Source organism: Adhaeribacter terreus, from assembly GCF_042657365.1.
Taxonomy (GTDB): Bacteria; Bacteroidota; Bacteroidia; order Cytophagales; family Hymenobacteraceae; genus Adhaeribacter_A; species Adhaeribacter_A terreus.
Genome location: NZ_JBHSKT010000005.1, coordinates 37504 through 62400 on the forward strand (window position 1 = coordinate 37504; position 24897 = coordinate 62400).

Below are 24897 nucleotides of genomic sequence, written 5' to 3' on the forward strand. Positions count from 1 at the left end.
GATGGCCGGTTTCAGAAAATATTTCCCGCGACTTTTTAAGCTGAAAACCATAGCGTTTTGGTGCGTAGTTTTCCTGTTTTCTGCCTGCGAAAGCGTGGTGGATATTCCGCCGTTGCCGGAACTTCCTCCGAAGCTGGTGGTGGTTTCGTTTATTTCGCCGGAAGCGGAAGAAGTGCAGGTTTCCGTGTCGCGAACCGTGCCTTTGCTGAGCGCCGAAAATAACGGCCAGCCGGTTTATGTGCCTGATGCGCAGGTTACTTTTTCCGATGGAATTGATACCGTTTTGCTGGCTTACGATGCTGCCAAACAGCTTTACACCACAAAATCATTACCTGTTCAGCCCGGAAAAACCTACTGGCTGCACGTGCAAAATTCAGATGGTTTGCAGGCCGAAGCCAGTTGCACCGTTCCGCAGAAAATAAATACTACGCTTACCGCGCGCCTCGATTCTTCGGAACGCAACCTGGAAGAAGGCGGTCGGAATTACAAACTCGAAATGCGCTGGCAGGATCTTCCCGGCCTTGGCGACAACTATAAAATTGACGGCAACCTGTTTTTTCTGGCCAATCCCGGTTCTTCCGACACCACTTTCCGCAGCCTGGAATTTGAAAGCGAACCGCTCTTTGAAGACACCGATGAAGACGGCCGCCTTTGGGCAGAACGCAGCCTGACAATCACTGATTTTGCGCAATTAAAAAACACGAATGCACTGCTGCGGATCAATGCATTTTTACTCACCACCGATGCCGCTTACCTGAAATACCACCGTTCGTTGCGGCAATACCAGCTCAATAACAGCTTCACCAGTCCGGGAAAATTGTATACGAATGTGCAGGGCGGTTTCGGGGTGTTTGCGGCTTATAGGCTTTATGAGGTGAAGATTTTGTTTTAGTAGTTTTTAATGGGAAAAGGATAGCGTTGTGGAAGAAGGAAAAGTAGATTTTGTGAAATGCGATATTTTTTGAAAGCAATTAAGATAACATAGCATTTGTCTTTCAAGCAGAAAGCTCTATATTTGAAAATCACTCCACAATTAAAACTATGAAAAAACGCTATACTTTTCTGCCTGAAAACTGGTTTCGTGTTGGTTTGGGTGTGGCTATTGTAGCTTCTTTATCTTTGAATACTTCGGCACAAAATGGTCCAACAATTCAGTGGGATAAGTCTTTTGGTGGTAGCGGCAATGATTATCTAAGATCATTAAGACAAACTACCGATGGTGGATATTTTCTTGGTGGATACTCAAACTCAGGTACAAGCGCTGATAAATCTCAGGCATCTAATGGGCTATCTGATTATTGGTTTATAAGGCTTACTGCTAATGGCATTAAAACGATGGATAAAACCATCGGCGCTGGAAATGATGATCTCTTTTCCAGCGCACAACAAACTTCAGATGGAGGTTTTATTTTAGGTGGTTCATCCAACTCTGGTATTAGTGGAGATAAAAGCCAGGCAACAAACGGAGGCTTTGATTACTGGATAGTAAAACTTGATGCTAATGGAATTAAAACCTGGGATAAGACTTTTGGCGGAAGTGCTAGAGATGAGTTGTACTCTTTAGAGCAAACCTCTGATGGTGGTTATATCTTAGGTGGAACATCTTATTCTGGAATAAGTGGTGACAAAAGCCAAGCATCTTCAGGTCTTAATGATTTCTGGGTAATAAAGATCGATGCTAATGGAAATAAACTTTGGGACAAAACTTACGGAGGTAATGATGGAGACCTGCTTCGTTCTCTAAAGCAAACTTCAGATGGCGGTTATATATTAGGCGGAACTTCAAGTTCCGGAATTAGCGGTGACAAAACCCAGGCATCTAGAGGGAGTAGTGATTATTGGGTTGTTAAATTAGATAATAACGGAAATAAAGTTTGGGATAAAACCATCGGCGGCAGTAGTGCAGATGCAATCACAGCACTCCAACAAACTGCCGATGGTGGATATATTTTAGGAGGCTATTCTAGTTCTAATATAAGTGGTGACAAAAGCCAGAATTGCCAGGGGGGATACGACTTTTGGGTAGTAAAATTGAATAGCAGTGGGGGAATAATCTGGGACAAGACAATAGGTGGTAATGGCGAGGATGAACTTTATTCTATACAGCAAACCTTGAACGGCAGCTATATATTAGGTGGGTTTTCTGAATCAGGCTTAAGTGGCAATAAAACACAACCTTCTCGGGGTGGCGCTGATTTTTGGGTAACAAAGTTAGATAACAACGGTATTATGACTTGGGATAAATCTTTTGGCGGTGACAATCATGACGGTATTTTTTCTGCTCAACAGACTGTTGATGGCGGGTTTATATTAGGCGGATATTCACTCTCTAGTTTTAGTGGCGATAAAAGCCAAACCTCCCAAGGAATGTCAGATTACTGGATCGTAAAATTAGGCACCGATGTAACCGGCCTAAAGGAATTCGAAGCCAGCTTCACCGTTTCCATTTCCCCAAACCCAAACCAAGGCAAATTCACCTTACAACTCAACAACCTTACCGCACCAAAAGCCGAAGTAACCGTTTCCGATCTTTTGGGCCGCGTGGTTTTGCAGCAGCCATTAAACGTAAGCAACAAGCAAATTTCCGAAGAACTGACATTGCCGCAGGCAAAAGGAATGTATCTGTTGCAGATAAAAGCCGGCAAGCAAATCATTCCCCGGAAAATTGTAGTAGAATAAAAGCTGACCTTAGAAAAACGCTACCCTTTCGGGCATAAAAAGTAAATCGGGGCAAACCTAGCGTTCACTGATCTTAAAAATCTGCACCATAGGGTTGTGTGCACTGAAAAAACCGTAGCCGTTCTGAATGTTGGTGGGTAAGTTGATCGGTTCGCCGGTGAGCTGGTTCATGAGGCTGTTCGATTTCTGGTAGAGTTGCAGGTAATTGTAATACGGTTCGCTGATATTCGATAAAGAAACCACGAGCGTATCGGAGGTTTCGAGCGTAAGCTTTTCTTTTCCTTCGTATCTGCCATTTTCAAAAGTGGCGTCGTTTACCAGAATGATCTGCTCCTGCACCGCATTAAAAGTCCCGATCCTGTTTTTCGGCAGCAGATTTTTGCGGTTCGCCCCTACCAGGCTGATCAGGAAAAAATTGCGTTTAGGGCCGGGATCGGCGAGAGTAAAATGCAGCGTTACGGTGGTATCTTTTTCGGTGCGTTTCACTTCCGGTTCCAGTTTTTCAAACCTTACCGGCGCCAGCATTTCCGTAGCTGCCGAACATTCCAGCCCCGAAACCGAATCGCGCACCAATAAAGTATAGCGCTGCTGAAAGTTCTGCGGGATATTCCGGCTTACATAAAAACCGTTGCGCAGGTGTTTCAGCGTTTCGGTTTGCCCGTTAAAGGTAATTTGCACCAACGCATGCTCTACCACCAGCGTTTTCAGAAATGTGGTATCGGTGCTCAGATCGGTGCCTTCTCCTGCCAGTGAACTGAAGCTTTTGGAAACCTGCACCGCCAGATATTTATCCGGAAAAACCTGCGTGGCAATTACCAGTTTCGGTTCATGCGCGGGCAATTCAATTTCGATCGGGTCGGGTTCGCAGCTGAACAAGCCAAGCCCTAAAAGCAGCCATATGATTCCGAAACCGAGTTTTTTGGTTAAAAAGGATAGCGTTTTCATATTGAGAATGATAGAATTTTTGAATGATGGGATGAGAGAATATTTTTCTTCGCAGGTGTAAGTCCTCCCCCTACCCCCTCCAAAGGGGGACCTTCTGTACGAGTGTAATTACTATCCCCTTGAGGGGATTATAGGGGTGTTTAATTTATCTGATAAAAGTCCCCCTTCGGAGGGGGTTAGGGGGAGGAAATTTCTGCTGATCAAAACTTAAAATTATAAGCCACAGCAGGAATGAAACCGAACAAACCGACCTGCGAATATTTGTAGCCGCCTTTGCCGTTATCCTCTACTTTCACCCGATACGGTTGGGTTTGGTTGTAAACATTGTAAGCCCCGAAGCACCATTCGCTTTGCCATTTCTTATGCGGCTTGTTTTTCAGCACCAGGTTCAGATCCAGGCGGTGCGAAGGTGAGAATTTCAGGGCGTTGCGATCGGTGTAAACCGGTAAAACATCTACTCCGGAATAAGAAGGTTTCGGGGTGAAGTATTGGCCGAGGCGGCCGGTTAAGCGCTGGCCGGTGCCGTAAACCCAGACTGCCGAAATGCTTAAACGCTTTGAAATATCGTAGTTCGTTACAATAGAAATATCGTGGCGGCGGTCGTATTTGGCGTAGAACGTTTTGCCGTTGTTCAGCCCGTCGAACTGGCGGGTGGCCCAGCTTAAGGAATACCCGATCCAGCCGTTGAAGCGGCCTTCGGTTTTGTGCAGGAAAAGTTCGGCGCCGTAGGCCTGGCCGTTGCCGCGCAAAAGTTCGGTTTCGTAATTGTCGTTCAGCATGAGTTGCGCGCCTTCTTTGTATTCCATTAAACGGTAGAGTTTTTTGTAGTAGATCTCGGCACTTAAAAGGGTGTTCCGTTTCGGGAAATGATGGTTGTAGCCCAACGCAACCTGGTCGGCGTATTGCGGTTTTACATGTTTGGTAACCGGGTACCAGAGGTCGGTGGGCAGCATGAGCGAGGAATTGGAAACCAAATGTAAATATTGGAACATGCGCGAATAACCGGCTTTTAAAGAACTGTTTTCGGTGAGCTGCAACACGGCTGAAGCGCGGGGTTCGAGGCCGGCGTAGGTTTTGCCGGAAGTAAGCAAACCGGAAGCGCGCAGGCCGTAGTTCAGGGTTAAACGCGACGTGGCTTTGAATTCGTTTTGCGCGTAAGCGGCCATTTCCTGCGGGTTCAGTTTGCGGCCTTCATGCGATTTTACGTAGTCCGAAATTTCGCCTTGCGTAGCTACAATGTTGGGCCGGAAACGGTGGTTGGTAACCGACAAACCGTAGCGCAACTGGTTCCGGGAATTATGGTAATAATCGTAGTCGAGTTTCAGTCCGAGGTCTTCGATGTACGAACCGATGAACAAGCTATTCTGCTCGAAACGGCCGTTTACCTGGTAGCGGAAGCGGGTGTGCAAAAGCGTTAAGCTGGAAAATAATTTATCGGAATACTGGTGCTGCCAGCGGAGCGTGTTGGTGAAATTGCCGAGCGTAAACCCGAAATCCATGCCCAGGTCTTCGCCGTTGCCGGGTTTTGGTTCGCTTAAAACATCGTTGCCGTAATAGCTGCTGAAGGAAATTTTATCTTTGTCGGAGAGCTTGTAATGCAGTTTCAGGTTGGTGTCGTAGAAATAATACGGAATTTTCAGGCCGGCTACGCCCAGCACTTTATCTAAATAAGAACGGCGCGCCGAAACCAGGAACGTGAATTTATCTTTTTGAATGGGGCCTTGCACGGTTACGCGCGACGAAAGCAAACCAATGCCGCCTTCCGCTTTTATTTTTTCTGCATCGCCGTTCTGGGTTTTAATGTCGAGCACCGAAGAAATGCGGCCGCCGTACTGCGCCGGGAAACTACCTTTTATCAGCGAGACATCCTGCAGGGCATCGTTGTTGAAGACCGAGAAAAACCCGAATAAATGCCCCACGTTGTAAACCGGCGCATCGTCTAAGAGAATTAAGTTCTGATCTACGCCGCCGCCACGGACGTACATGCCGGTCTGGCCTTCGCCGCCGCGTTTTACGCCGGGCATGAGTTGCGCCACTTTTATAATATCCACTTCGCCGCCCATGCTGGGTAAGTGTTTGATCTGCTGCGGCGAAATCTTAAGCGTGCTCATTTGCGGCATAAAAACCTGGTCGCGGAGCTCGTTTTTCTTCGCCGAAATTTCCACTTCCTGCAGTGTGTTCGCATCCTGTTGCAGCGCGATATTCAGTTCGGTATTTCCGGTCAGCGTTACTTCTTTTTCTACTTTCTGAAACCCGATGAGCGCACAAACTACTCTCACTTTTTCGCCGGAAATTTTGAGTTCGTATTTTCCTTCGGCGTTGGTAATGGCGCCGGTTTGCAGCTCCGGCACATAAACCGATACGCCGGGCAGGGTTTCGTGGGTGGTGGCATCGCGGATGGTGCCGCGCAGTACGGCAGTTTTTTGGGCTAAAACGCTACCGTTTATCAGCAATAAAAGGCAAAGCAATACCAGGCTGTTTTTCACGACAGTTTAAAAATTAGGTTAAAAAATACGTTCAGCGGAAGCCGGAAAAGCGGGATTCAGAAGTTAGCGGCAAGCTGCTTTCCGGCGGTTTCAAAACTATAGACAAGATGCAAAAGGCTGCCCCTTAGTTGCATGGTGAAAAAATTATGGTTAGCGGATTTGGGATAGGAAGAAGTTAGAAAAATATTTTGCACAAAGCAGCGAAACAGGTATTTATTATGTCAGGTAGATAGTGCAAATTGTTATCTTTCTGTCGCAATAAAACCCTATGAAAAAACGCTATACTTTTATGTTTAAGAATTGGCTGCGATTTGGCTTACTTACTGCTTTTGCAAGTATTTTTTCATTGGATGCATTTGCGCAGACTGCTCCAGCAAAAATATGGGATAAAACTTTTGGCAGTACTGATATAGACCATTTGTATGCAGGGCAGCAAACTAAAGATGGGGGTTATATCATTGGTGGAGGTTCCAATTCAGGTATTGGTGGTGATAAGAGCCAACCTCATATTGGGGGAAACTCCGACTTCTGGATCGTTAAAATGGACAGGTTTGGTAATAAGCAATGGGATAAAACTTACGGTAGTTTAGACAGCGAAGGAATATGGTGCATTAAACAAACTAAAGATGGGGGTTATATTATTGGTGGCTCAACACATGACTTACCAATCAGTGGCGATAAAACTCAGTCAGGTTATGGATTAGAAGATTACTGGATACTTAAATTAGATTCAAATGGTATTAAGCAATGGGACCGTACCTATGGAGGGGCTCATGATGATCATTTTCGTTCCTTAGGCCAAACCTCTGATGGAGGCTACATTCTTTCCGGTGTATCAAATTCCGGAATTGGCGGAAGCAAATCACAACCAAATAAAGGAAATTTAACCACTTGGGATTATTGGGTAATAAAAACTGATGCCAATGGAAATAAATTATGGGATAAAACTATTGGAGGTACTGGTAATGAAGTTTTCAAAGAATTAGCTGTTACAGCAGATGGAGGCTCCATACTTGGGGGGTATTCAAAATCAGGAATGAGCGGAGACAAAAGCCAGCCAGCTAAAGGAAACTATGATTGTTGGATTGTAAAGTTAGATTCACTTGGAAGCAAACAATGGGATAAAACCTATGGAGGAACTAATAATGATTTTTTATGGAGGATTAAGCAAACCTCTGCAGGAAACTATATTGTTGGAGCCTATTCTAACTCAGATGCAAATGGAGACAAGAGCCAACCCTCAAAAGGGGCTGAAGACCTCTGGCTTTTAAAATTAGATCCTATTGGCAATAAAATTTGGGACAAAACATATGGTACTTCATTATATGACGGTATTGGAGATTTTGTAGAGGATCCAACTGGAGGGTATCTTGTTTCAGGTTATACTGTATCAGGCATTAATGGAGATAAAAGTCAAGCTGCTATGGGAGGCGCTGATATCTGGATATTAAAATTGGATATCAATGGCGTAAAGATTTGGGATCAAACTTATGGGGGGACAGATAATGATTGGCCAACTGATATTTATGTGGAATCGAATGGCAGTTTTTTAATAGCGGGTGAATCAATGTCTGGTTTAAGCGGAGATAAATCTCAGGCTTGTTGGGGAGTGACAGACCAGTGGGTAATAAAAGTTGGAGAAAGTCCAAATGGAATTAATGAATCCCTTCTTACGCAAATTTCATTATACCCCAACCCGAACCAAGGCAAATTCATCTTAAAACTCAGCAACCTTACCGCACCAAAAGCCGAAGTAACCGTTTCCGATCTGCTGGGCCGCGTGGTTTTACAGCAGGAATTAAATGTGAGCAACAACCAGCTTTCCGAAGAACTGAATTTACCAAATGCGAAAGGGATGTATCTGTTGCAGGTTAAAGTTGGCGAGCAGATCATCACCCGGAAAATTGTAGTGGAGTAAGCCAACGCTTCAGGGAAAACGCTTACGGATATTTCCGCAGAACTTGCTTAAATTATTTGCAATCTTCAGGATATTCAGCTTAATTAATATTGGTATTTAATTATATTTAAACCAGCGTTTTAATTAACCTGAATATATCTCCTACTTAATCTAAAAAAGCCATGTTGCACCTGAAGTTGCCCTTTGCCAAAACTGCCAGCGCAAAACGCAGTAAGTTGTTTTTATTAGCGCTTGCCATAAGTGCCCTCACGCCGCTCGCCGGCATTGCGCAAAAAGTTGACGCCAATAAAGTTTGGTCTACTTTAAAAAAAGCGCCGGTCATGAAATTAAAGCCCGAATTCAACACCTATTCGGTAAGCTACGATTTTGGTACCTTGCCTGTTCAGGCCAAAGAAAAGCCTGAACTGCAGGATCTAAAATTACAGGAAGCTGACGGCGATCTGAACCTGAAAATTACCTTCAACAAGCTTTTTATTGTAGATAAAACCCAGAAAACCGAAGGTACTGTTAAAGCTCCCGCCCGGCCGGGCACCAAACCGCAGAAAGCTGAAGGCCCTGTGGAGCCACCTAAATTCTATTCACTTGTGAATTACATGGCCAATTACGGATATGACCTGCTCGATAAAAAATCGGGAACAACCCTTTACGCTTTCAAAAAGAAGAACGACATTTTTACCACGCCTGCTTTTAACACTGTTTCCGAACTGAATACTTATCTTAAAAATTCTCTGGAAACCGACCTGCAGGCGCATATTCTGGACAAAATAAACAAGCGCATTAAATACGATTTTGCCGCACAAAACTTCGAAGTAAGAGTAGCCGTGAATTCAGTTACGGGTCCTTCGCCGGCATTTGCCGAAATCAATAAGGCCAGCACCGATTTTGCCGCCCTCGCTTCTGAAAAAACACCAAGCAAGGAAGCTGTTCAGGCACAAATTGCCGTTTGGGAAAAGCACCTGGCCACCGCCGACTGGAAAGGCAAAGGCGCGATCAACAAAAAAGTGGCCAATGCCCTGATTGAAAACCTTTGCGCTGCTTATATGCTTACCGGCGATTTCGCGAAGCTGAAAGAAAAAGTAGATCTTTTTGAAAAGAACAACCTTGGCGCGGCCGGCAATGCCTCTACGTTAGCCTTTGAAGCAGACCAGAACTACCCTGGCTCAAACCCTTCGGTTCAGGCTATTAAGAGAAAAGACAAAATGCAGAATTACATAAAGTCTAATTACCATGAGTTCTCTTACGATTTAGTTGGGGCTTAATTAATTGTTAAAAACATTAAACTTTAAATTCCGCTTTATAAAACGCTATCCTTTCGGGTAGAAAAAGTAAGAGGAAGCGCAGCAGGATCTAACCTTGCTGCGCTTTTTTTGCGTATTGGGTTAAAGCTATTTAACCCAATACGGCCATGAGCAAAAAGAAAAAGAAAACCGACAAAGCCGAGAAAAAAGCCAAAGTGCATAAAGAACTCGAAGGCTTCGAAATAAAGATCAACCCACTGGGCGAAATTACCTCCAGCTACAGCATAGACCAGCTCAACGAGTTTCTGGACAAGAACGTGTACGATAAAAAACTTACCGATAAAGGGCTGGAAAAACCGGGCGGCAAAGCTGCTGAAGATGATGACTACCATGTAGAAGAAACGCAGGAAGAAGAAGAGAATCCGGAAGATTTTATTGCTTCTGCGCCGCGCGCCAAAAACGGTAAAACTCCAGCAAAAAGCGAAGACGACGAGGAAGATGAAACAGACGAGGACGAAGACGATCTGGATGATCTGGACGATGACGAGGAAAGCCGTCCGAAGAAAAGATAACCCATCTGCGACTTTTTAAGGCCGAAACCCTACCGTTTTTTGCCGGAATTTTTGCAATTTGGCTACGCTAACCAACCCTTATTTTTATGCGATCGCACGAAATTGATTATAAAATTTTTGGCAACGATATCCAGGTTCTGGAAGTAGAGCTGGACCAGAACGAAACCGTAATAGCTGAAGCCGGCGCCATGGTTTACATGGAAGATGGCATTCAGTTCGAAACTAAAATGGGCGACGGCTCCGACGCGAACCAAAGCGTTTTAGGCAAACTGTTTTCCGCAGGCACCCGCATGCTTACCGGCGAATCGTTGTTTATGACGCACTTTACACACCGCGGCCGCAACATGAAAAGCCGCGTAGCGTTTTCGGCGCCTTATCCCGGCACCATTATTCCCATAGATCTGGCTACTATTCCGCAGGGTTTAATTGTGCAGAAAGATGGTTTTCTGGCAGCAGCGCTTGGCACTAAAATGAATATTCACTTCAACCAGCGTTTGGGTTCGGGCTTTTTAGGGGGCGAAGGTTTTATTTTGCAGCGTTTGCAGGGCGATGGGCTGGCTTTTATTCACGCTGGCGGCACCGTAATTGAAAAACAACTGAACAACGAAACGCTGCGCGTAGATACTGGTTGCGTAGTTGCTTTTGAACAAGGCATCGACTTCGACATTCAGCGTTCCGGCGGCTTAAAATCGATGATCTTTGGCGGCGAAGGGTTGTTTCTGGCTACTTTGCGCGGCACCGGCCGGGTTTGGATCCAGAGTATGCCGGTGAAGAAACTGATCCAGGCGCTGATGCCAACAGGCGGCAACCAAAACAAGGAAGGCGGCTTTATGAGCAGTTTTTTAGAGTAAAAGCATAGCGTTTTCGGATTCTATTCCCTTAACCAGAAACAGGAAAGGCGGCCTTTTTGCAAAGGCCGCCTTTTATATTTTTATAAAAATGTGCTTCTGAAATTAAACCGGATAAGGAACTTGTTCCGGTGCAGGCGCTTCTACCCCACCGTACTTCAGGAACAACAATACCGCAATAAAAGCCAGCACCAGCATGATCAGGAAAAATAGAACAATGCGCTCCTTTCGTTTCTTTCGGGCCTTTTCTTTTCTGGTATCGATCTTAATGCGCACGCGCATTCTCTTTTTTACCCGAACGCGATGCGTCTTCCGTACGCCGTCCGAGAAATCCTGGTTTAGTAGTTCAGCTTGCATGGTAGTTTTCCTGGCATAGCACCAGAAGTTCTTCTAAGTATTCTCTAGTATTCGATAAACGAGGCACTTTGTTCTGGCCTCCCAGCTTATTTTTCCGCCGTAGCCATTCCACAAAAGTGCCGGTTGGTGCCACGTGAACTTTCGGGGCAACCAAAGCAATATCCTGGTAGCGCTTGGCATCGTAATCGGAATTTATTTCCCGAAGTTTCGCATCTAATATAGCGCTAAACTTGGATAAGTTATCCGGTTTTTGGTTAAATTCTATTATCCACTCGTGGCCGCCTTGTTTTTGGCGCTGAAAGTAAACAGGCGCCGCCGTAAAATTGGACAGTTTTGCATTCGTTTGCTTGCAAGCCTCGGTTAAAGCCACTTCCGCATTTTCAATAATCACTTCTTCGCCAAAGGCATTTATGTAATGTTTCGTGCGCCCGCTTATCCGGAAACGGTATGGTTTTGTGCTCGAAAACTTAACCGTATCGCCAATTTTATAGCGCCATAAACCGCCATTGGTTGAAATAACCATAGCATAATTTTTCCCGACTTCCACATCCGAAAGCGGAATGGTTACCGGGTTTTCATCGTCGAAATGGCCGGCCGGAATAAATTCATAATACACCCCGTAATCAAGCATTAACAGCAAATCTTCCGAATCGGCCTGATCCTGAATGCCGAAGAAACCTTCCGAGGCATTGTATAGTTCCAGGTAATTCATTTTTGCTGAAGGAATAATGGCTTTGAAGAGTTCGCGGTAAGGCCCGAAAGCTACCGCGCCGTGCCCGAACAATTCGAGGTTCGGCCAGACTTCGGGAATAGTTTTGCCGGTTTTTTCCATAATGCGCTGCAACAACACATACGTCCAGGTAGGTACGCCGGCTAGACTGGTAATATTTTCGGAAATGGTTTCTTCGGCAATGCGCTCTATTTTTTCTTCCCATTTATCCATCAGAGCAGTTTTCAGTTTCGGTGCTCTGATGTATTCGGCCCAGAAAGGCAGATTCTGCATAATTACCGCCGAAACGTCGCCGTAAAAGGAATTGCTGTTCTGTTCGTTTACCTGAAAACTACCGCCAATGCTTAACCCTTTGCCGGTAAAAAGTTTGGTTTCCGGGTAGTTATTCACGTAAATAGACAGCATATCTTTACCGCCTTTGTAATGGCAATCTTCCAGCGATTCGGGCGAAACGGGAATGAATTTGCTGCGGGCGTTGGTGGTGCCGGAAGATTTGGCGAACCAGGTTACTTTGCTGGGCCACAGAATATTCTGCTCGCCCTTCATCATGCGGTCTATTTCCGGGAAGATTTCTTCGTAGCTCGAAACCGGCACGCGCCCCTTAAACGTTTCCCACGACTTTATTTCCTCAAAACCATAGCGTTTTCCCCATTCGGTATGCTTGGCCGTAGCCAGCAAATTCCGGAATGTTTCGGTCTGCACTTCAAGCGGATTTTGCCGGAACCGGTCTATCTGATCGATCCGCTTGCGCATAGCCCAGGATAATATGCTGTTGAGAATTTCCAAGAGTTAATTGTTGATTTGCAAGAATGAGCTTAATACGGTTTTTACACGGCAGGTTGCAGCTGCAATCGCGCTTTAAGGTTTAAAAATCTTTTTTCTATTAACTGGTAAGAAAGCCAGGCTACCAATACGGTTGCACAAAAATTAACGATCGAAAAAAGCAGGTGATGAAAACCAGTATTGAATTTCAGGTGCAATACGTCTTTATACACATGCATGCACAGCTTTATTACAAGAAGATTGTACATATAAATACCATAGGAAATATTCCCTAAAAACCTGCAAAGCTTATTTTCAAGTAACAAATTTGCTTTGCCCATTCCAATATTGGCTATTAAAATAATAAACAGCACCGAATAAACCTCTGTATTGAAATATGGAATTTTAACAGCAAAATAAAACAGCAAGCAAATAATAATTACCGCAGCCAGAAAACTCCAGCTATTGATTAAAAACCGCAGGACAAACTCTTTCCTAAAAAATAAACAGTAAGCTCCCAAACCCCCAATTGCCATCGCGCCAAGACTGGTCATTTCGAAGAATTCGGCTGCGTGCCGTAAATATTGATCAATTATCGGATTCCCGAAATAACCAGAAATATACTGGCTTCCGTTTCTGAGCAAAGCAAAAGCAAATACAACGGCTACGCTAAGACCAATGAATTCTTCCTTTATTTTCATGATCCAGGGCCATACCAGATAAAATTGTTCTTCCACCCCAACAGACCACATCATAAAGGCATTGGGCAACCCAAACCCAAGCGCCAAAGACAGATTCGGCAAAAATAAAGCATATAAGAATATAGTCCGAAGCATATACTTATCGTAGATCTCCACAGAAAATACGCCTATAAGAAAGAAGAGGAAATATAAAGGCCAGATTCTTAAAACCCGCCTGGAATAAAACTTCTTAATACTTATTTCTCCTTTTTGGTGCTCCTGAAATAATAAATAGGTTATAAGAAAACCACTCAACACAAAGAAAAAAGTAACGGCCCGCTGCGCCATTACAATAGCAACATCGTTCCAGAAGTTAGGGAAGCCATTCATCATTTTATACAGCTCCACATGCACAAACAGAACTGTTGCCGCCGCAATTGCCCGCAAACCACTTAGCCCGGGAAAATAAGTAGGCTTCAAGATATTACCAATAACTGCATTTTCCACAACACTTACCTGAAGCACCTTTGGCATAAAGCGTTCAAAAACCCTTAAATCTTCCGTTTCAATTCAAAATGCTTGCCCAGGTACACGCGGCGCACCTGTTCATCGGCGGCCAGATCTTCGGCAGAACCGCTTTTCAGGATCTTACCTTCAAAAAGCAAATAAGCGCGGTCTACAATGGAAAGGGTTTCGTTTACGTTGTGGTCGGTGATGAGAATGCCGATATTTTTGGTTTTGAGCTTGGCTACAATGCTCTGAATTTCTTCTACGGCAATAGGGTCTACGCCGGCAAAAGGTTCATCCAGCAATACAAAACTTGGATCTACAGCCAGCGCGCGGGCAATTTCCGTTCTGCGGCGTTCGCCCCCGGAAAGTACCATGCCTTTATTTTTGCGCACGTGCGTTAAGCTGAATTCTTCGAGCAGTTCTTCCACTTTCTCTTTTTGCTGCTGGGCAGTTTTACCCGTCATTTCCAGCACTGCCAGAATGTTTTCTTCTACGCTCAGATTCCGAAAAACAGATGCTTCCTGCGCCAGGTAACCTACACCACGCTGCGCCCGGCGGTACATCGGCAAGGTAGTAATGTCTTCGGAATCGAGGTAAATCTGGCCGGAATTGGGTTTTACCAAACCTACTATCATGTAAAAAGAAGTGGTTTTACCGGCACCGTTCGGGCCCAGTAAACCCACAATTTCGCCCTGATTAACTTCCACGCTCACGTCGTTTACCACCGTGCGGGATTTATATTTTTTAAAAAGATGTTCTGCGCGCAAAATCATAGGCCGTGAAGTTAGCGAATTATGCTTAAATCGGGAAATAGCGGCAAAATGTTTGGCAAAACTCCATTTATTCCCGGATTTTAAAACCCGACTTTTTCAACCCGAAAGCATAGCGTTTTTTGCCTGAATTTTCTGTGTACCGGAACTTCTTTTTACAGATTGCCTGCGGTAGTTTTAATACTTAAAGCATAGCGTTTCCGGTGGTTTTAAGCCGGACTTTATACATGCGGTTTTGCCGTTATTTCCGGTCAACTTTCTTCGCCTTGGGCAGGCCAGCTGAAAACGAAATTGGCGCCGCCTAACGGACTGGAATCTACCATGATATGCCCGCCGCGGTCTTCTATTATTTTCTTTACTACGGCCAGCCCAATTCCCTGCGAACCTTCTTTTTCGATGGCGCCTTTCCGGAAAAGCTCAAAAACTTTACCCCTCAATTCGGGCAATACACCGGGGCCGTTATCGGCTACGTTTATCAGGCATACTTTATCGCTGGCTTTCGCCCCGATCTCGACCAGGCCTTCGGGTTTGTCGTTATACTTTACGGCATTATTTACCAGGTTCAGAAATACCTGCAGAATTTTGGTTTTGTTGCCCCGGATAATGGGTAGCTTACCTTTGACTTCCATCTTAAAACCGGGAGGGAAATTAACCAGCTGCCGCACTTCGTTTACAATATCGTTCAGGTTTACGTCTTCTTCGCTGGTATCTTTAAAACTGGTGGTGGAATATTGGGTAACACCGTTTATCAGGTTCATCATAGAAATAGTTACCACGTCGAGCAATTTGGCATAACCGGCAACTTTGGGTGGCAGATCGTTACCCAATTCCCGTTTAAGCAAGCTAATAAGCGCCTGCAGGTTTAGAAGCGGCGATTTCAGATCGTGCGCAATTACATAACCCTGGCGCTCGAGCTTAGTATTTGTCAGGCTTAATTCTTCATTCTTTTTAAGCAGCTGCCGGTCCAGTTCTTTCAGGGGAGTTATATCGCGGATGATAGCCATAACCATGAGCTGCCCGCTTATATTTACCGGCGCCAGGGCAATATCAACATCCAGTTCTTTGCCGTTTTTCCGGAGCCCGAAAAGATCGAAACCGGAACCCATACGGCGTTTGGCAGGCGCTTCGAAATAATGCCGGAAGTGCATATCGTGGCGCACGCGAAACCTTTCGGGAATAAGCAGATTTAAATTTTGCTGCTCTAGTTCCTGAGGGTGATAACCAAAAATTTCGAAAACCTGCGGATTGGCGGCCACTATTTTAATATCTTTATTTACCACGATTACGGCATCGGGAAGCAGGTCTATGGCTGCTTGCAGGGTAGTATTGATGCTTAGCATTGGGCTGGGCTTTTTAGCCGTTTGAAATTCAGGAGTTTTGATATGGCTGCTATTTTATAGATATTAAAATACGAATAATATTATTCCTCTGATCCAGCTATGCAACAGATTTTCAGGCAAAACTATTTCTGTCACATCAAAAGACTTCCTGCTGAACAACATTTTCAGGCTTCTTTAGTTTTCAGCCTTATAACCATAGCGTTTTTACAGAGTAATACTTTATAAGATATTGAAATAAAAACGGCCCGCATTAATTAAAATGTGGGCCGCTTGGCAGTTATTCAGGTGGCGAAAATTATTGTTTCACCTGCAAGTTATGGTCTTCCAGTTGGGCATAGCTTAATTTCCATTTGCCGTCGGTCCCTTTTTTCCAGAGCAGTATAAAATTACCTTCTCCGTAAGCATTTGGTTCGTCGGGGCTTTGGGCAGGCACATCTACCGAGAACGTTCCGGCTTCGTAAGCCATATTTACATCAGAACCAGAACTTACCGTACTGGTTTTCAGATTATTGATCGTGCCCATGGTTTTTCTTACCCAATTATCAGCTACCTGGCTTTTGCCGTTATAATGTACATTGCCTTGCAGGAAATGGGCATCTTCGGCGAGCAGGGCAATTACAGAGTCCTGTTGTTTGGCGTTCCAGAAACCGATGAATTTACTATTCAGCTGCGCCGCGTTTACGGTTGGTTTCTCTTCGGTTTTGGTACACGAAGTGAACACGAAAAGCGCAATTAAAAATGAGAATATAGTTTTCATAAAATATAAATTTCGTTTAATATTTATTTTCCTCCGCACTAATACTGCTTTAACCAAAAAATAGTTGGATTTTATAAGAAACCCAGGCTTACGGGCCTGGGCTTTTTATTATTTCAGCAGAACCGGAAGTAATTCCCGGAAGGGTTATTTACCAGCTTTTACGTTTGTATTCTGAGTTTGCATACGCTACGGTCGGGTCGCCTTCGCCATCGTTCAGTATCCAGCCCATTTGCATATAAGCAGGTTGCACGGCGGATACTTCTTCTACCGGGGCAGCTACTTTAGCAGTAGATTTTTTAGCGGCGTAGCTCTTTTTAGTAGTAGAACGGTAAGTACGAGCGTCGCTGCTGGTATACGTTGGCTCCGGATTATTCGCGGCTACCTGGTTCAGCTGTTCCATACGCTGTCTTTCTTCGGCAGCTTTCTTCTCTTGCTTGTTCTGAACCACTTTACCAACACCGGCACCTACGGCACCACCAACCACACCACCTACTACGGCACCGGCCGCACGGTTTTTCTTGTTAATAATAGCACCCGCAGCAGCACCTGTACCGGCTCCAATTACGGCGCCTTTAGCAACCGGGCTCCATTTCTTTTTTGGCTGATCCTGGGCTTGCAGCATGCTGCTTAAACCTACGCTTAAAATAAGCACTAACGTGAAGATATAATTTACCTTTTTCATAACAATTTTATTTTAATTTCCAAATTTTAACATTGATAATACCCATCTTGCAATTGGTGTGCCAGAAATTTATTTCCTTTTACCAACAAGGCTTCATACGTAGAAAAAGGCAAAAAGATAGTGCTATTTTAAGCATAAAAAATATGCGATTACATGCACAGAAAGCAGTTTTTATCGCTAAAACCATAGCGTTTTCAGTTATAAGCGCCACGAATAAAGAAATTTAATTTTTACTTCCGAAGGAAGGTGAAGCAGCTTAAAAAAAGAAACAAAAAAAAATCAGGAGTTAAATTTTTAGGCTTAAATATGCCGGAAAAAGGCACGCCGGTTCAGAAATTTGTATCTTAGAGCAACCAAAATACATTAAGCTTTATGCCAAATTACAGAACCGCCGAAGAAGCCTTAAGTATCATAAAATCGGGCGACCGGGTTTTTGTGCAAGGCAGCGCCGGCACGCCGCAATACCTGGTGAAAAAACTGGCCGAACGCGCTCCTGAACTCCGTAACGTAGAAATTGTAAGCATAAGTACCTACGGCGAAATGCCGCTGGCTGAAGAACAATACAAAGATTCGTTCTTTATTAATTCGCTGTTTGTTTCGGCTAATGTGCGCGAGGCGGTAAATAGCGGCCGCGGCGATTATGTGCCGGTTTTTCTGAGCGAAATTCCTCATCTTTTCCGCTCCGGTATTCTTCCCATAGATGTTGCCATTGTACACGTTTCGCCGCCCGATAAACATGGTTTCTGCTCTTTAGGCGTTAGTGTAGATATTGCCCGCGAGGCAGTTTTGAGCGCCAAACACGTAATTGCGCAGGTAAACCCGCAAATGCCCCGCACCCACGGCGACGGCCTGATCCAGGCAAACCGTTTCGATGTATTGGTGGAAGTTGATGAAGCGATACCAGAAGTGGATTACAGCCTGCGGATGACGGAAAAAGAAAAAACCATTGGCCGCTACATTGCTGAAATGATCGAGGACGGCGCTACGTTGCAAATGGGCATTGGCGGCATTCCGGATGCGGTACTGAGTTGCCTGGGCAGCCATAAAGAACTGGGCATTCATACGGAAATGTTTTCGAATGGAGTGATGCCGCTGGTAGAACAAGGCGTAATTACGAACGAACATAAATACCGCCATCCGGGCCGCATTGCTACCGGTTTTATTGTGGGCAACCGCAAACTCTACGATTTTATAGACGACAATCCGCTGATCTTAATGCAACGCACCGATTATGTGAACGATGTGCGCATCATCAGCTCTAACCCGAAAGTAACAGCCATAAATAGCGCCATAGAAATAGACCTGACCGGGCAAATTGTTGCCGATACGATTGGCACCATGCAGTTTTCGGGTATTGGCGGACAGATGGATTTTATGCGCGGTGCGGCTTTATCTGAAGGCGGTAAACCCATTATTGCGCTGCCTTCTACTACCAACAAAGGTATTTCCAGAATTACGCCCTTTATAAACGAAGGCGCTGCCGTAACAACTACCCGCGCGCACGTGCATTACGTGGTTACCGAATATGGCGTAGCTTATTTATACGGCAAAAATCTGCGTCAGCGGGCAACGGCGCTTATTAATATTGCCCACCCAGACCACCGCGAACGCCTGGAAGCTGAAGCTTATAAGCGGTTCAAGCACGCCTAGTTTTTCAGGTTAAAAGCATAGCGTTTTCGCCGGTTGGAAATGGGATTAAAACCAAGGCTGGCCGGCGATCTTGCTTTTAGGGTTTTTGAGGTGAAAAGGATAGCGTTTTTAAGGCGGGCAATTTAAGCGGGCAGCTTGTTTCTTAAGTGGCAATTCAATGCGCTATAAGTAGTATTCATTACATTTACACCCATCGGGGGTTTAATCGCGAAGAAATTCCCAGGCCAGTAATTATGACCAAACACAGACTAGAAGCATTCAGCGACGGGGTAATAGCCATTATTATTACCATTATGGTGCTGGAAATTAAAGTGCCGCACGGCCAGGATTTTCAGGCGCTAAAGCCGCTTTTGCCGATTGTTTTAAGTTACGTTTTAAGCTTTATTTACCTGGCCATTTACTGGAATAACCACCACCACATGTTCCATACTATAGAGAGGGTGAGCGGCAGCATTCTTTGGGCCAACATGCACCTGCTTTTCTGGCTATCGCTAATTCCGTTTACTACGGGCTGGATGGGCGAAAACCATTTTGAAGCCGCGCCAATGGCATTATATGGTGTAGTGCTGTTTATGTCCGCGGTAGCTTATACGATCCTCCAACGAACCTTAATTGCTAAACACGACCACCATAATTTACTGGCCCGGGCTGTTGGCAAAGATTTGAAAGGTTATGCTTCGCTGGCGCTTTACCTGGTGGCAGTTCCGAGCGCTTTTATACATCCCATAATTTCAGGTTGCATTTACATTTTTGTAGCGCTAATGTGGCTTATTCCGGATAAACGCATTGAACGGACACTGGAAAAGGATGAGGTTTGAGGCAATTTTTTAGTTGAAAAGGATAGCGTTAGTTACAGTCGTAAATATATTCAATAGAATAATTATGGTTCGCATATTTTGTCTCCGCCAACAAGCTATCTGCACGGTAAGTATGAGTTAAGATTTCCTGATCCTCGGATGGCGAAATCATAATAGTAGGACTATTTAGGGTAAAGAGGCGTTCCGGATTTAATTGCCTTAAAGTAAAATATTTCTGACCTAAAGGGGTTTTAAAGTTGTCATGATTCAGATATTGTTCTGTTCCCTGTAAAGTAAACATCAGACCATTGTCTGATTTCACACTGACATGATGCTTCTTAGTTAAATTACCTTTATTGTCATAATCGTAGGTATAAAGCCATTGTGGCTTTGCAACACCATTTAGAACAACAAATGCCCAAGAAGAATCAACTTTGCCGCTTGCATCATAAAAGTATTTATTTTCAGTGCTTAGTGCAGCATAGTTGGGCCCGTTATAGGTACGCTTAGAAATAAGCATATCCGCATTATTATACTGATATATGGATAGCTGAGAAGATGTATCAGGACTACCCAGATGGATATGATATCTGCTTGAGATTATTCGCCCTTTTACATCATAATTATAAAGCTTATACGTTCCAATTCCACCAGAAATTTCCCCTGAAGTTTCTTTTACAATATTGTTATTGCTATTATAAAAATATTCCGTCAAACTATTAGTAGCTGGATTTACTATCTTAACCAATCTACATCCGGTAAACGTTTTCTTCGCTTCAGGTTCCGGATCTTTTGAATCGTTATCGGAGCAGCTGCTAAAACCTAAAACTGCACAAATAGCCAGGAACAGGAAGCAAGATGATATCATAGGAATATGATGTTTTTCCAAAGATAGAAAATTACCCCATGTTTAGTAACAAGGCACTTTTAAAAACATCATACCTCAGAAGCACAAAGCTTAAAACGCTACTAAAAAGCACTGAAAAACTATTAAAAAACAAAAAGAGGCTCTCCAAACGGACAGTCTCTTTTCATTTAGCAGCAAAAGCGCTTTACCGGATTACCAGTTTCTCCACGGTGCGTTCGCCGTTGGAAACCAGATTTACCAGATAAAGCCCGGAACTGAGTTTTCCTTTCAGTTCCAAAGCAGCTTCACGCTGGCCTTCCGGCATTTCGGTTTCATATACTATGTCGCCTAAAGCGTTGGTAATGGTTATTTTGGCGGCGGTTGTAGCATCATCCTTACGCAGCAATTGAAAAACACCGTCGGTTGGGTTCGGGTAAATGCTTACGTTTTGGGCTATTACCGGATCGTTGGTTATAACCGGGTTAGAAGTTGTTGGGCCGGCAGTGCGCTGCGTAGATCCTCCGTTCATGGCAATAGAGTGCGTCCAGGTGCGGCTCGAGTTCGATTTGAAATACGCGTACGATTCGGAAGTTTTGGAACCACTGGCCGGATTAGCGTAGCGTACATAATCGGTGCTCAGCGAAGTATAATTTCCATAGATCACCACAAAATGTCCGCCGCCCGAAGTCCAGCCCCAGCGCGCTACCATCATTCTTTTATTACCCAGGTTGCTGCGTACCGTACTGTAAGCCAGAGAACTGGAATACGAAGTATTAGAGCCAGCATAATTGTTCAGCAGCCAGCTTAAAGAACCGTTGCAACCATACATACTGTTCGGGAAATTAGAACCCAGCGGATCGGTGCAGGCGCTTGGGCGCGAACCATTCAGGGTATTGCAGCACACATTGAACCAACCATCGCAGGTATTGTTGGCCGCATTTACAATAGAGCACTGTGAAGGCGGCGTAGTGGAGCTGTAAGCCCAGTCTACCATGCGGGTAGTAGCGGCCCAGCACCATTGCGTTTGTTCCTGTTTGTAGGCCGTAAGGTTTAAGGTATAGCTTTGAGCCGAAGCCAAGGAAGCAGAAAGGCACAGCAAAGCGCCCAGTATAAAAGTAAATGTTCTTTTCATATCGGTTTCTTTTTAGAAATGCTTGAATGGGAAAACCTGGGTTAATCGAACTGCACGATCATTTTGCTGATGCGGGTTTCGAGCTCGCGGTAAGCCAAAGGTTGCTGAAACAAGGCACGTTGTGCAGTAGAAAGCGGCGCAAACTCGATCCTGGCTTCGCTTAAAGCCGGGTTGGCTTCTGCAATAAAGTCGGCGGAGTGGTTCAGGTTTTTCAGCCATACAAAGCGGCTCGTTTCTTTGGCCCGGCTCAGGTACGGCGCGGTTTCCTGCGCCAGATGCATTTCGCCCACGGCCACCACCTGCCAGCGGTTCTCGAAATGCGCTACCGTAAGAAAAACTCGGGGCTTGCCATCGAGCAGCAGCGGCACCAGAAATTCGCCGGAAGGATGCGCCTGAATTACGCCGTTAAAATCGCGGTACATGGCATACACTTCAATGGGTTTGCCGGGCAGCGCCTGATTCATTTCCGCAGCATTCCGGAAACCATAATCGGGCAGTTCCTCTGCGGGAAACATGTTCTGCCAAACAGTGCGGGAGTTTCTCACTACTTGCTGCACTTCCTCTAACTGTGCCGGCTCGGGTTGAAAACGGTTTTGTGCCTGAGCAGCCACGGAAATGCCGAGTATGCAAAGCATGCACACCCAGATACGGGTAAGATTTTTTCTCATAATGTGTTGGTTTTTAGGTGAGTTAAAAGATCGCTAAATATATATTATGAGATATAACACTTCAAAACAAATTGCACTATATTTTATAAAATAAAACTTTCCCTATTTTATTTCATCCGTAAATTTCTGATGTGCGTTTAACGCCGGGCCGATTCAATTTTGCTTTTCAGCCGAAAATCCCTAAAAACCACTGCTTTACCCAGATAGAAAAATATAACCCCAAAAAATTGCTTTCAGAAAAAACGGTAGCGATTTCGGATAAAAAAGCATGGGTTAGTCCGTCGGTACGTTGGAGAAAAACCTGATCTTTCAGCCTGCGTTAAAAGCGGAACGATGAGCAGAGCTTTTACCAAAGAAGAAGATGCGCAGGAGCAGCCCATAATTCCGCCGCGGGCTGCGTTGCCGGCCGGCGTGCCGAATTACGTGACGCCGCGCGGCCTGGAATTGCTGCGCGAAGAACTTATAACGCTGGAAACTGAAAGGGCAAAAGCCGAAGCCAACCGCGAAAATGAAACCGACCGCACCCGCCAGCTCAGCATTTTTAACGGCCAAATAAGTGCCCTTACTTCCCGCATTGCAAGCGCCAAAGTGGTAGATCCCAAAAATCAGCCGGCAGATGAAGTTCGTTTTGGCGCTACTGTAACCCTGAAAACCAAAAGCGGCGGCAAGCCTGGCACGATCCGAAAGTTTTCGATTGTGGGCGTAGATGAAGCTTCGGTGCCGGAAGGGAAAATTGCTTTTAATGCGCCAATTGCCCGGGCGGTGCAAGGCGCTAAAAAAGGCGACCAGATCACGCTGCAGCTGGGCCGGAACACGGAAACCGTGGAAATTACGGAGATCGCTTATAATTGACCTTGTTTTCGAAACAGCCGGAAAATAAAAAAGCCCGGCTTCGAGCCAGACTTTTTATACGCAAAAAGATAGCGTTTTTCGGAGTTAAATAGTTTTAAAACCGCTTTAACTCAAATCTCAGGCTGGCTCCCAAAGCTCAATTTTATTTCCCTCCGGATCCATGATCCAGGCAAATTTTCCGAATTCTTCTTCTACCATTTCGCCAACCATTTCCACCCCTTCGGCTTTTAAAGCTTTTACCAGTGCTACCAGATCGGCTACTACATAGTTGATCATGAATGGTTTTTCGGAAGGCGCATAATACGTAGTGTTTTCTGGGAATGGGTTCCAGGCGGTTTGAAAGTCTTTGCCTTGCGCTTTAATTTCCGGAGAATCCCAGTTAAAAGTGGCGCCCCAGGTTTGAGAATCGATGCCTAAATGTTTCTGATACCAGGCCCGCAATGCTGCCGGATCTTTGCTTTTGAAAAATACGCCGCCAATGCCGATTACACGTTTCATAATTTTAGAGTTTTTGGGTTGAAATAGATACCGTTTTGAAAGAATTGAAATATTTGATCACAAGCTGCTTTGCTGCTTCGTTAATTGATCTGCTGCCTTTAAAGAACTTTGCGGTTGGTGGAAAACCGGCGCTAATAATCTGTGGGTAGTAAGGGCTACGGCAATGGCAAAAACGGGAGCCGCTAAATACCACATGCGCCCGATATCGCCAGAAAGCAACACGTGTGCGGCAATTATCAGCAGAAATAACAGTTGCATTTGCGTAAGCCGCTGACTCATTTTTAACCGGATATTTCTGGTAAGCCAGCCGGCCAGCACAACAAAATTAAAGATCCCGAAGGCGCTGAACCAGCTCATTAAACCACTAAGCGAAAAGAATTTCCGGACGGTGCGCCAGGCATTATGAATGTGCTCCACGGCATTTGCCGCCCGCGCAGTTACCGGTAAACCGCTCAGCGAATCGATGAGGTTATTAGTGGCTATAAAAACGCAGCCGGCCAGTATTATGTAAAAAATCAGGCGATGCAAGGTAATGAACCGGCCGAAAAGCAAGATAAAAGGAACGAATAACCAGAAAGATTCTTTAGCCAGCGAACCGATGATCAAACAACAGAAAAGAGCATCTTCGCTTTTTGCAACCAGGCTGTAAAACAGCAGCACCAGCATTAAAAAATATAAACTATCTACCAGCGCAATGCCGCTCAGGTAACTGCAATAGCCGCTGCTAAGCACCGCCAAAACTGCCATAAAACGGCCCGCAACATTTGCCCCAACCACTTTCGCCAGATAATAAATTACCGTTCCGGCCAAAGCCATGATCGTGCTGTTCACTATAAAAAAAGAGAAACCCAAAGGCAACGCATCGGGTTTCCCGCTTAGCAGGCCTAATATTTCAGCTAAACCCCGGGCCAGAAACGGAATAATAACGCGGTAGCGGTGAGTAATATTTACATTCCAGTTGCCATTGCCAAGCGCCAGGTAACTGGCTTCGTCGCTCGAAAAACTGGCATCGTGGTTTACTAATATCAGGTAGGCATTGCCAAACACAATAGCCGCCGAAAACGCAAAAACCAACCAATATTCTTGCTGCGCCCGGCTCAGGTTCAATTTCATTTCAGGATCAATATTTTCAATAAGATTAAGCAATAACCCGCAACTCACAAAATTTACCCGTACTTT

At 45.0% G+C, this 24897-nt stretch carries 23 protein-coding genes; 9 read left to right on the forward strand and 14 right to left on the reverse strand.

The genetic code is table 11. From position 1 onward, the window contains the following. Position 1: 1 nt before the first annotated feature. Together ACFPIB_RS09670 and ACFPIB_RS09675 are read left to right on the forward strand one after the other, a co-directional pair. The gene (locus ACFPIB_RS09670) at positions 2-892 is read left to right on the forward strand and encodes a DUF4249 domain-containing protein (RefSeq protein WP_378017248.1); all 891 of its coding nucleotides are present in this window, start codon (positions 2-4) and stop codon (positions 890-892) included. Positions 893-1041: 149 nt separating this feature from the next. Next, positions 1042-2679 carry a T9SS type A sorting domain-containing protein gene (locus ACFPIB_RS09675; RefSeq protein ID WP_378017249.1) on the forward strand — a complete coding sequence of 546 codons (1638 nt, stop codon included), beginning with the start codon at positions 1042-1044 and terminating at the stop codon, positions 2677-2679. 57 nt (positions 2680-2736) lie between these two features. Here the strand turns inward: ACFPIB_RS09675 and ACFPIB_RS09680 are convergent, their stop codons facing one another. Beyond that, complete coding sequence (locus ACFPIB_RS09680; protein WP_378017250.1) at positions 2737-3624, reverse strand: DUF4249 domain-containing protein; 888 nt, start codon at positions 3622-3624, stop codon at positions 2737-2739. A gap of 200 nt (positions 3625-3824) precedes the next feature. After that, positions 3825-6110: a TonB-dependent receptor gene (locus ACFPIB_RS09685; protein ID WP_378017251.1), complete on the reverse strand. Its 2286-nt coding sequence runs from the start codon at positions 6108-6110 to the stop codon at positions 3825-3827. A gap of 268 nt (positions 6111-6378) precedes the next feature. On the opposite strand from ACFPIB_RS09685, the gene ACFPIB_RS09690 reads away from it, so the two are divergent. The 4 genes from ACFPIB_RS09690 to ACFPIB_RS09705 all read left to right on the forward strand — a co-directional run bounded on the left by ACFPIB_RS09690 (position 6379) and on the right by ACFPIB_RS09705 (position 10689). Continuing rightward, positions 6379-8028 carry a T9SS type A sorting domain-containing protein gene (locus ACFPIB_RS09690; RefSeq protein ID WP_378017252.1) on the forward strand — a complete coding sequence of 550 codons (1650 nt, stop codon included), beginning with the start codon at positions 6379-6381 and terminating at the stop codon, positions 8026-8028. A gap of 161 nt (positions 8029-8189) precedes the next feature. Further along, entirely contained in the window at positions 8190-9287 is a 1098-nt protein-coding gene (locus ACFPIB_RS09695) for a hypothetical protein (RefSeq protein WP_378017253.1), read from the forward strand. Positions 9288-9433: 146 nt separating this feature from the next. Then, on the forward strand, positions 9434-9838 hold the full coding sequence (locus ACFPIB_RS09700) for a hypothetical protein (protein WP_378017254.1): 405 nt from the start codon (positions 9434-9436) through the stop codon (positions 9836-9838). Positions 9839-9924: 86 nt separating this feature from the next. Next, on the forward strand, positions 9925-10689 hold the full coding sequence (locus ACFPIB_RS09705; RefSeq protein ID WP_378017255.1) for a TIGR00266 family protein: 765 nt from the start codon (positions 9925-9927) through the stop codon (positions 10687-10689). A gap of 102 nt (positions 10690-10791) precedes the next feature. Here the strand turns inward: ACFPIB_RS09705 and ACFPIB_RS09710 are convergent, their stop codons facing one another. The 7 genes from ACFPIB_RS09710 to ACFPIB_RS09740 form a co-directional block, all read right to left on the reverse strand. Continuing rightward, complete coding sequence (locus tag ACFPIB_RS09710; protein WP_378017256.1) at positions 10792-11043, reverse strand: hypothetical protein; 252 nt, start codon at positions 11041-11043, stop codon at positions 10792-10794. Next, entirely contained in the window at positions 11033-12559 is a 1527-nt protein-coding gene (locus tag ACFPIB_RS09715) for a GH3 auxin-responsive promoter family protein (RefSeq protein ID WP_465251496.1), read from the reverse strand. The genes ACFPIB_RS09710 and ACFPIB_RS09715 overlap by 11 nt, the downstream gene beginning before the upstream one ends. A 41-nt stretch (positions 12560-12600) precedes the next feature. Next, on the reverse strand, positions 12601-13749 hold the full coding sequence (locus ACFPIB_RS09720; RefSeq protein WP_378017258.1) for an acyltransferase family protein: 1149 nt from the start codon (positions 13747-13749) through the stop codon (positions 12601-12603). Between the two features lie 17 nt (positions 13750-13766). After that, the gene (lptB, locus tag ACFPIB_RS09725; protein WP_378017259.1) at positions 13767-14498 is read right to left on the reverse strand and encodes an LPS export ABC transporter ATP-binding protein; all 732 of its coding nucleotides are present in this window, start codon (positions 14496-14498) and stop codon (positions 13767-13769) included. 248 nt (positions 14499-14746) lie between these two features. Beyond that, on the reverse strand, positions 14747-15835 hold the full coding sequence (locus tag ACFPIB_RS09730; protein WP_378017260.1) for a sensor histidine kinase: 1089 nt from the start codon (positions 15833-15835) through the stop codon (positions 14747-14749). A 295-nt stretch (positions 15836-16130) separates the two neighbouring features. Beyond that, positions 16131-16592 (reverse strand): YybH family protein, encoded by a 462-nt coding sequence (locus ACFPIB_RS09735; RefSeq protein WP_378017261.1) that lies wholly within the window; start codon positions 16590-16592, stop codon positions 16131-16133. Positions 16593-16740: 148 nt separating this feature from the next. Next, entirely contained in the window at positions 16741-17274 is a 534-nt protein-coding gene (locus ACFPIB_RS09740) for a YMGG-like glycine zipper-containing protein (protein ID WP_378017262.1), read from the reverse strand. A 372-nt stretch (positions 17275-17646) separates the two neighbouring features. On the opposite strand from ACFPIB_RS09740, the gene ACFPIB_RS09745 reads away from it, so the two are divergent. Together ACFPIB_RS09745 and ACFPIB_RS09750 are read left to right on the forward strand one after the other, a co-directional pair. Next, on the forward strand, positions 17647-18924 hold the full coding sequence (locus ACFPIB_RS09745) for an acetyl-CoA hydrolase/transferase family protein (protein WP_378017263.1): 1278 nt from the start codon (positions 17647-17649) through the stop codon (positions 18922-18924). A 233-nt stretch (positions 18925-19157) separates the two neighbouring features. After that, positions 19158-19742 (forward strand): TMEM175 family protein, encoded by a 585-nt coding sequence (locus tag ACFPIB_RS09750; RefSeq protein ID WP_378017264.1) that lies wholly within the window; start codon positions 19158-19160, stop codon positions 19740-19742. Positions 19743-19770: 28 nt separating this feature from the next. On the opposite strand, the gene ACFPIB_RS09755 is transcribed toward ACFPIB_RS09750, so the two are convergent. The 3 genes from ACFPIB_RS09755 to ACFPIB_RS09765 all read right to left on the reverse strand — a co-directional run bounded on the left by ACFPIB_RS09755 (position 19771) and on the right by ACFPIB_RS09765 (position 22368). Further along, positions 19771-20610: a hypothetical protein gene (locus tag ACFPIB_RS09755; RefSeq protein WP_378017265.1), complete on the reverse strand. Its 840-nt coding sequence runs from the start codon at positions 20608-20610 to the stop codon at positions 19771-19773. A gap of 163 nt (positions 20611-20773) precedes the next feature. Then, positions 20774-21700 (reverse strand): T9SS type A sorting domain-containing protein, encoded by a 927-nt coding sequence (locus ACFPIB_RS09760; RefSeq protein ID WP_378017266.1) that lies wholly within the window; start codon positions 21698-21700, stop codon positions 20774-20776. Positions 21701-21741: 41 nt separating this feature from the next. Continuing rightward, the gene (locus tag ACFPIB_RS09765) at positions 21742-22368 is read right to left on the reverse strand and encodes a hypothetical protein (RefSeq protein WP_378017267.1); all 627 of its coding nucleotides are present in this window, start codon (positions 22366-22368) and stop codon (positions 21742-21744) included. A gap of 333 nt (positions 22369-22701) precedes the next feature. Between ACFPIB_RS09765 and ACFPIB_RS09770 the strand changes: the two genes are divergently transcribed. Further along, positions 22702-23220, forward strand: a complete 519-nt coding sequence (locus ACFPIB_RS09770) for a GreA/GreB family elongation factor (protein WP_378017268.1) — start codon at positions 22702-22704, stop codon at positions 23218-23220. A gap of 117 nt (positions 23221-23337) precedes the next feature. Here the strand turns inward: ACFPIB_RS09770 and ACFPIB_RS09775 are convergent, their stop codons facing one another. Beyond that, positions 23338-23718, reverse strand: coding sequence for a VOC family protein (locus ACFPIB_RS09775; RefSeq protein WP_378017269.1), 381 nt, complete (start codon positions 23716-23718; stop codon positions 23338-23340). A gap of 57 nt (positions 23719-23775) precedes the next feature. Further along, the gene (locus ACFPIB_RS09780; protein WP_378017270.1) at positions 23776-24831 is read right to left on the reverse strand and encodes a hypothetical protein; all 1056 of its coding nucleotides are present in this window, start codon (positions 24829-24831) and stop codon (positions 23776-23778) included. Positions 24832-24897 lie beyond the last annotated feature (66 nt).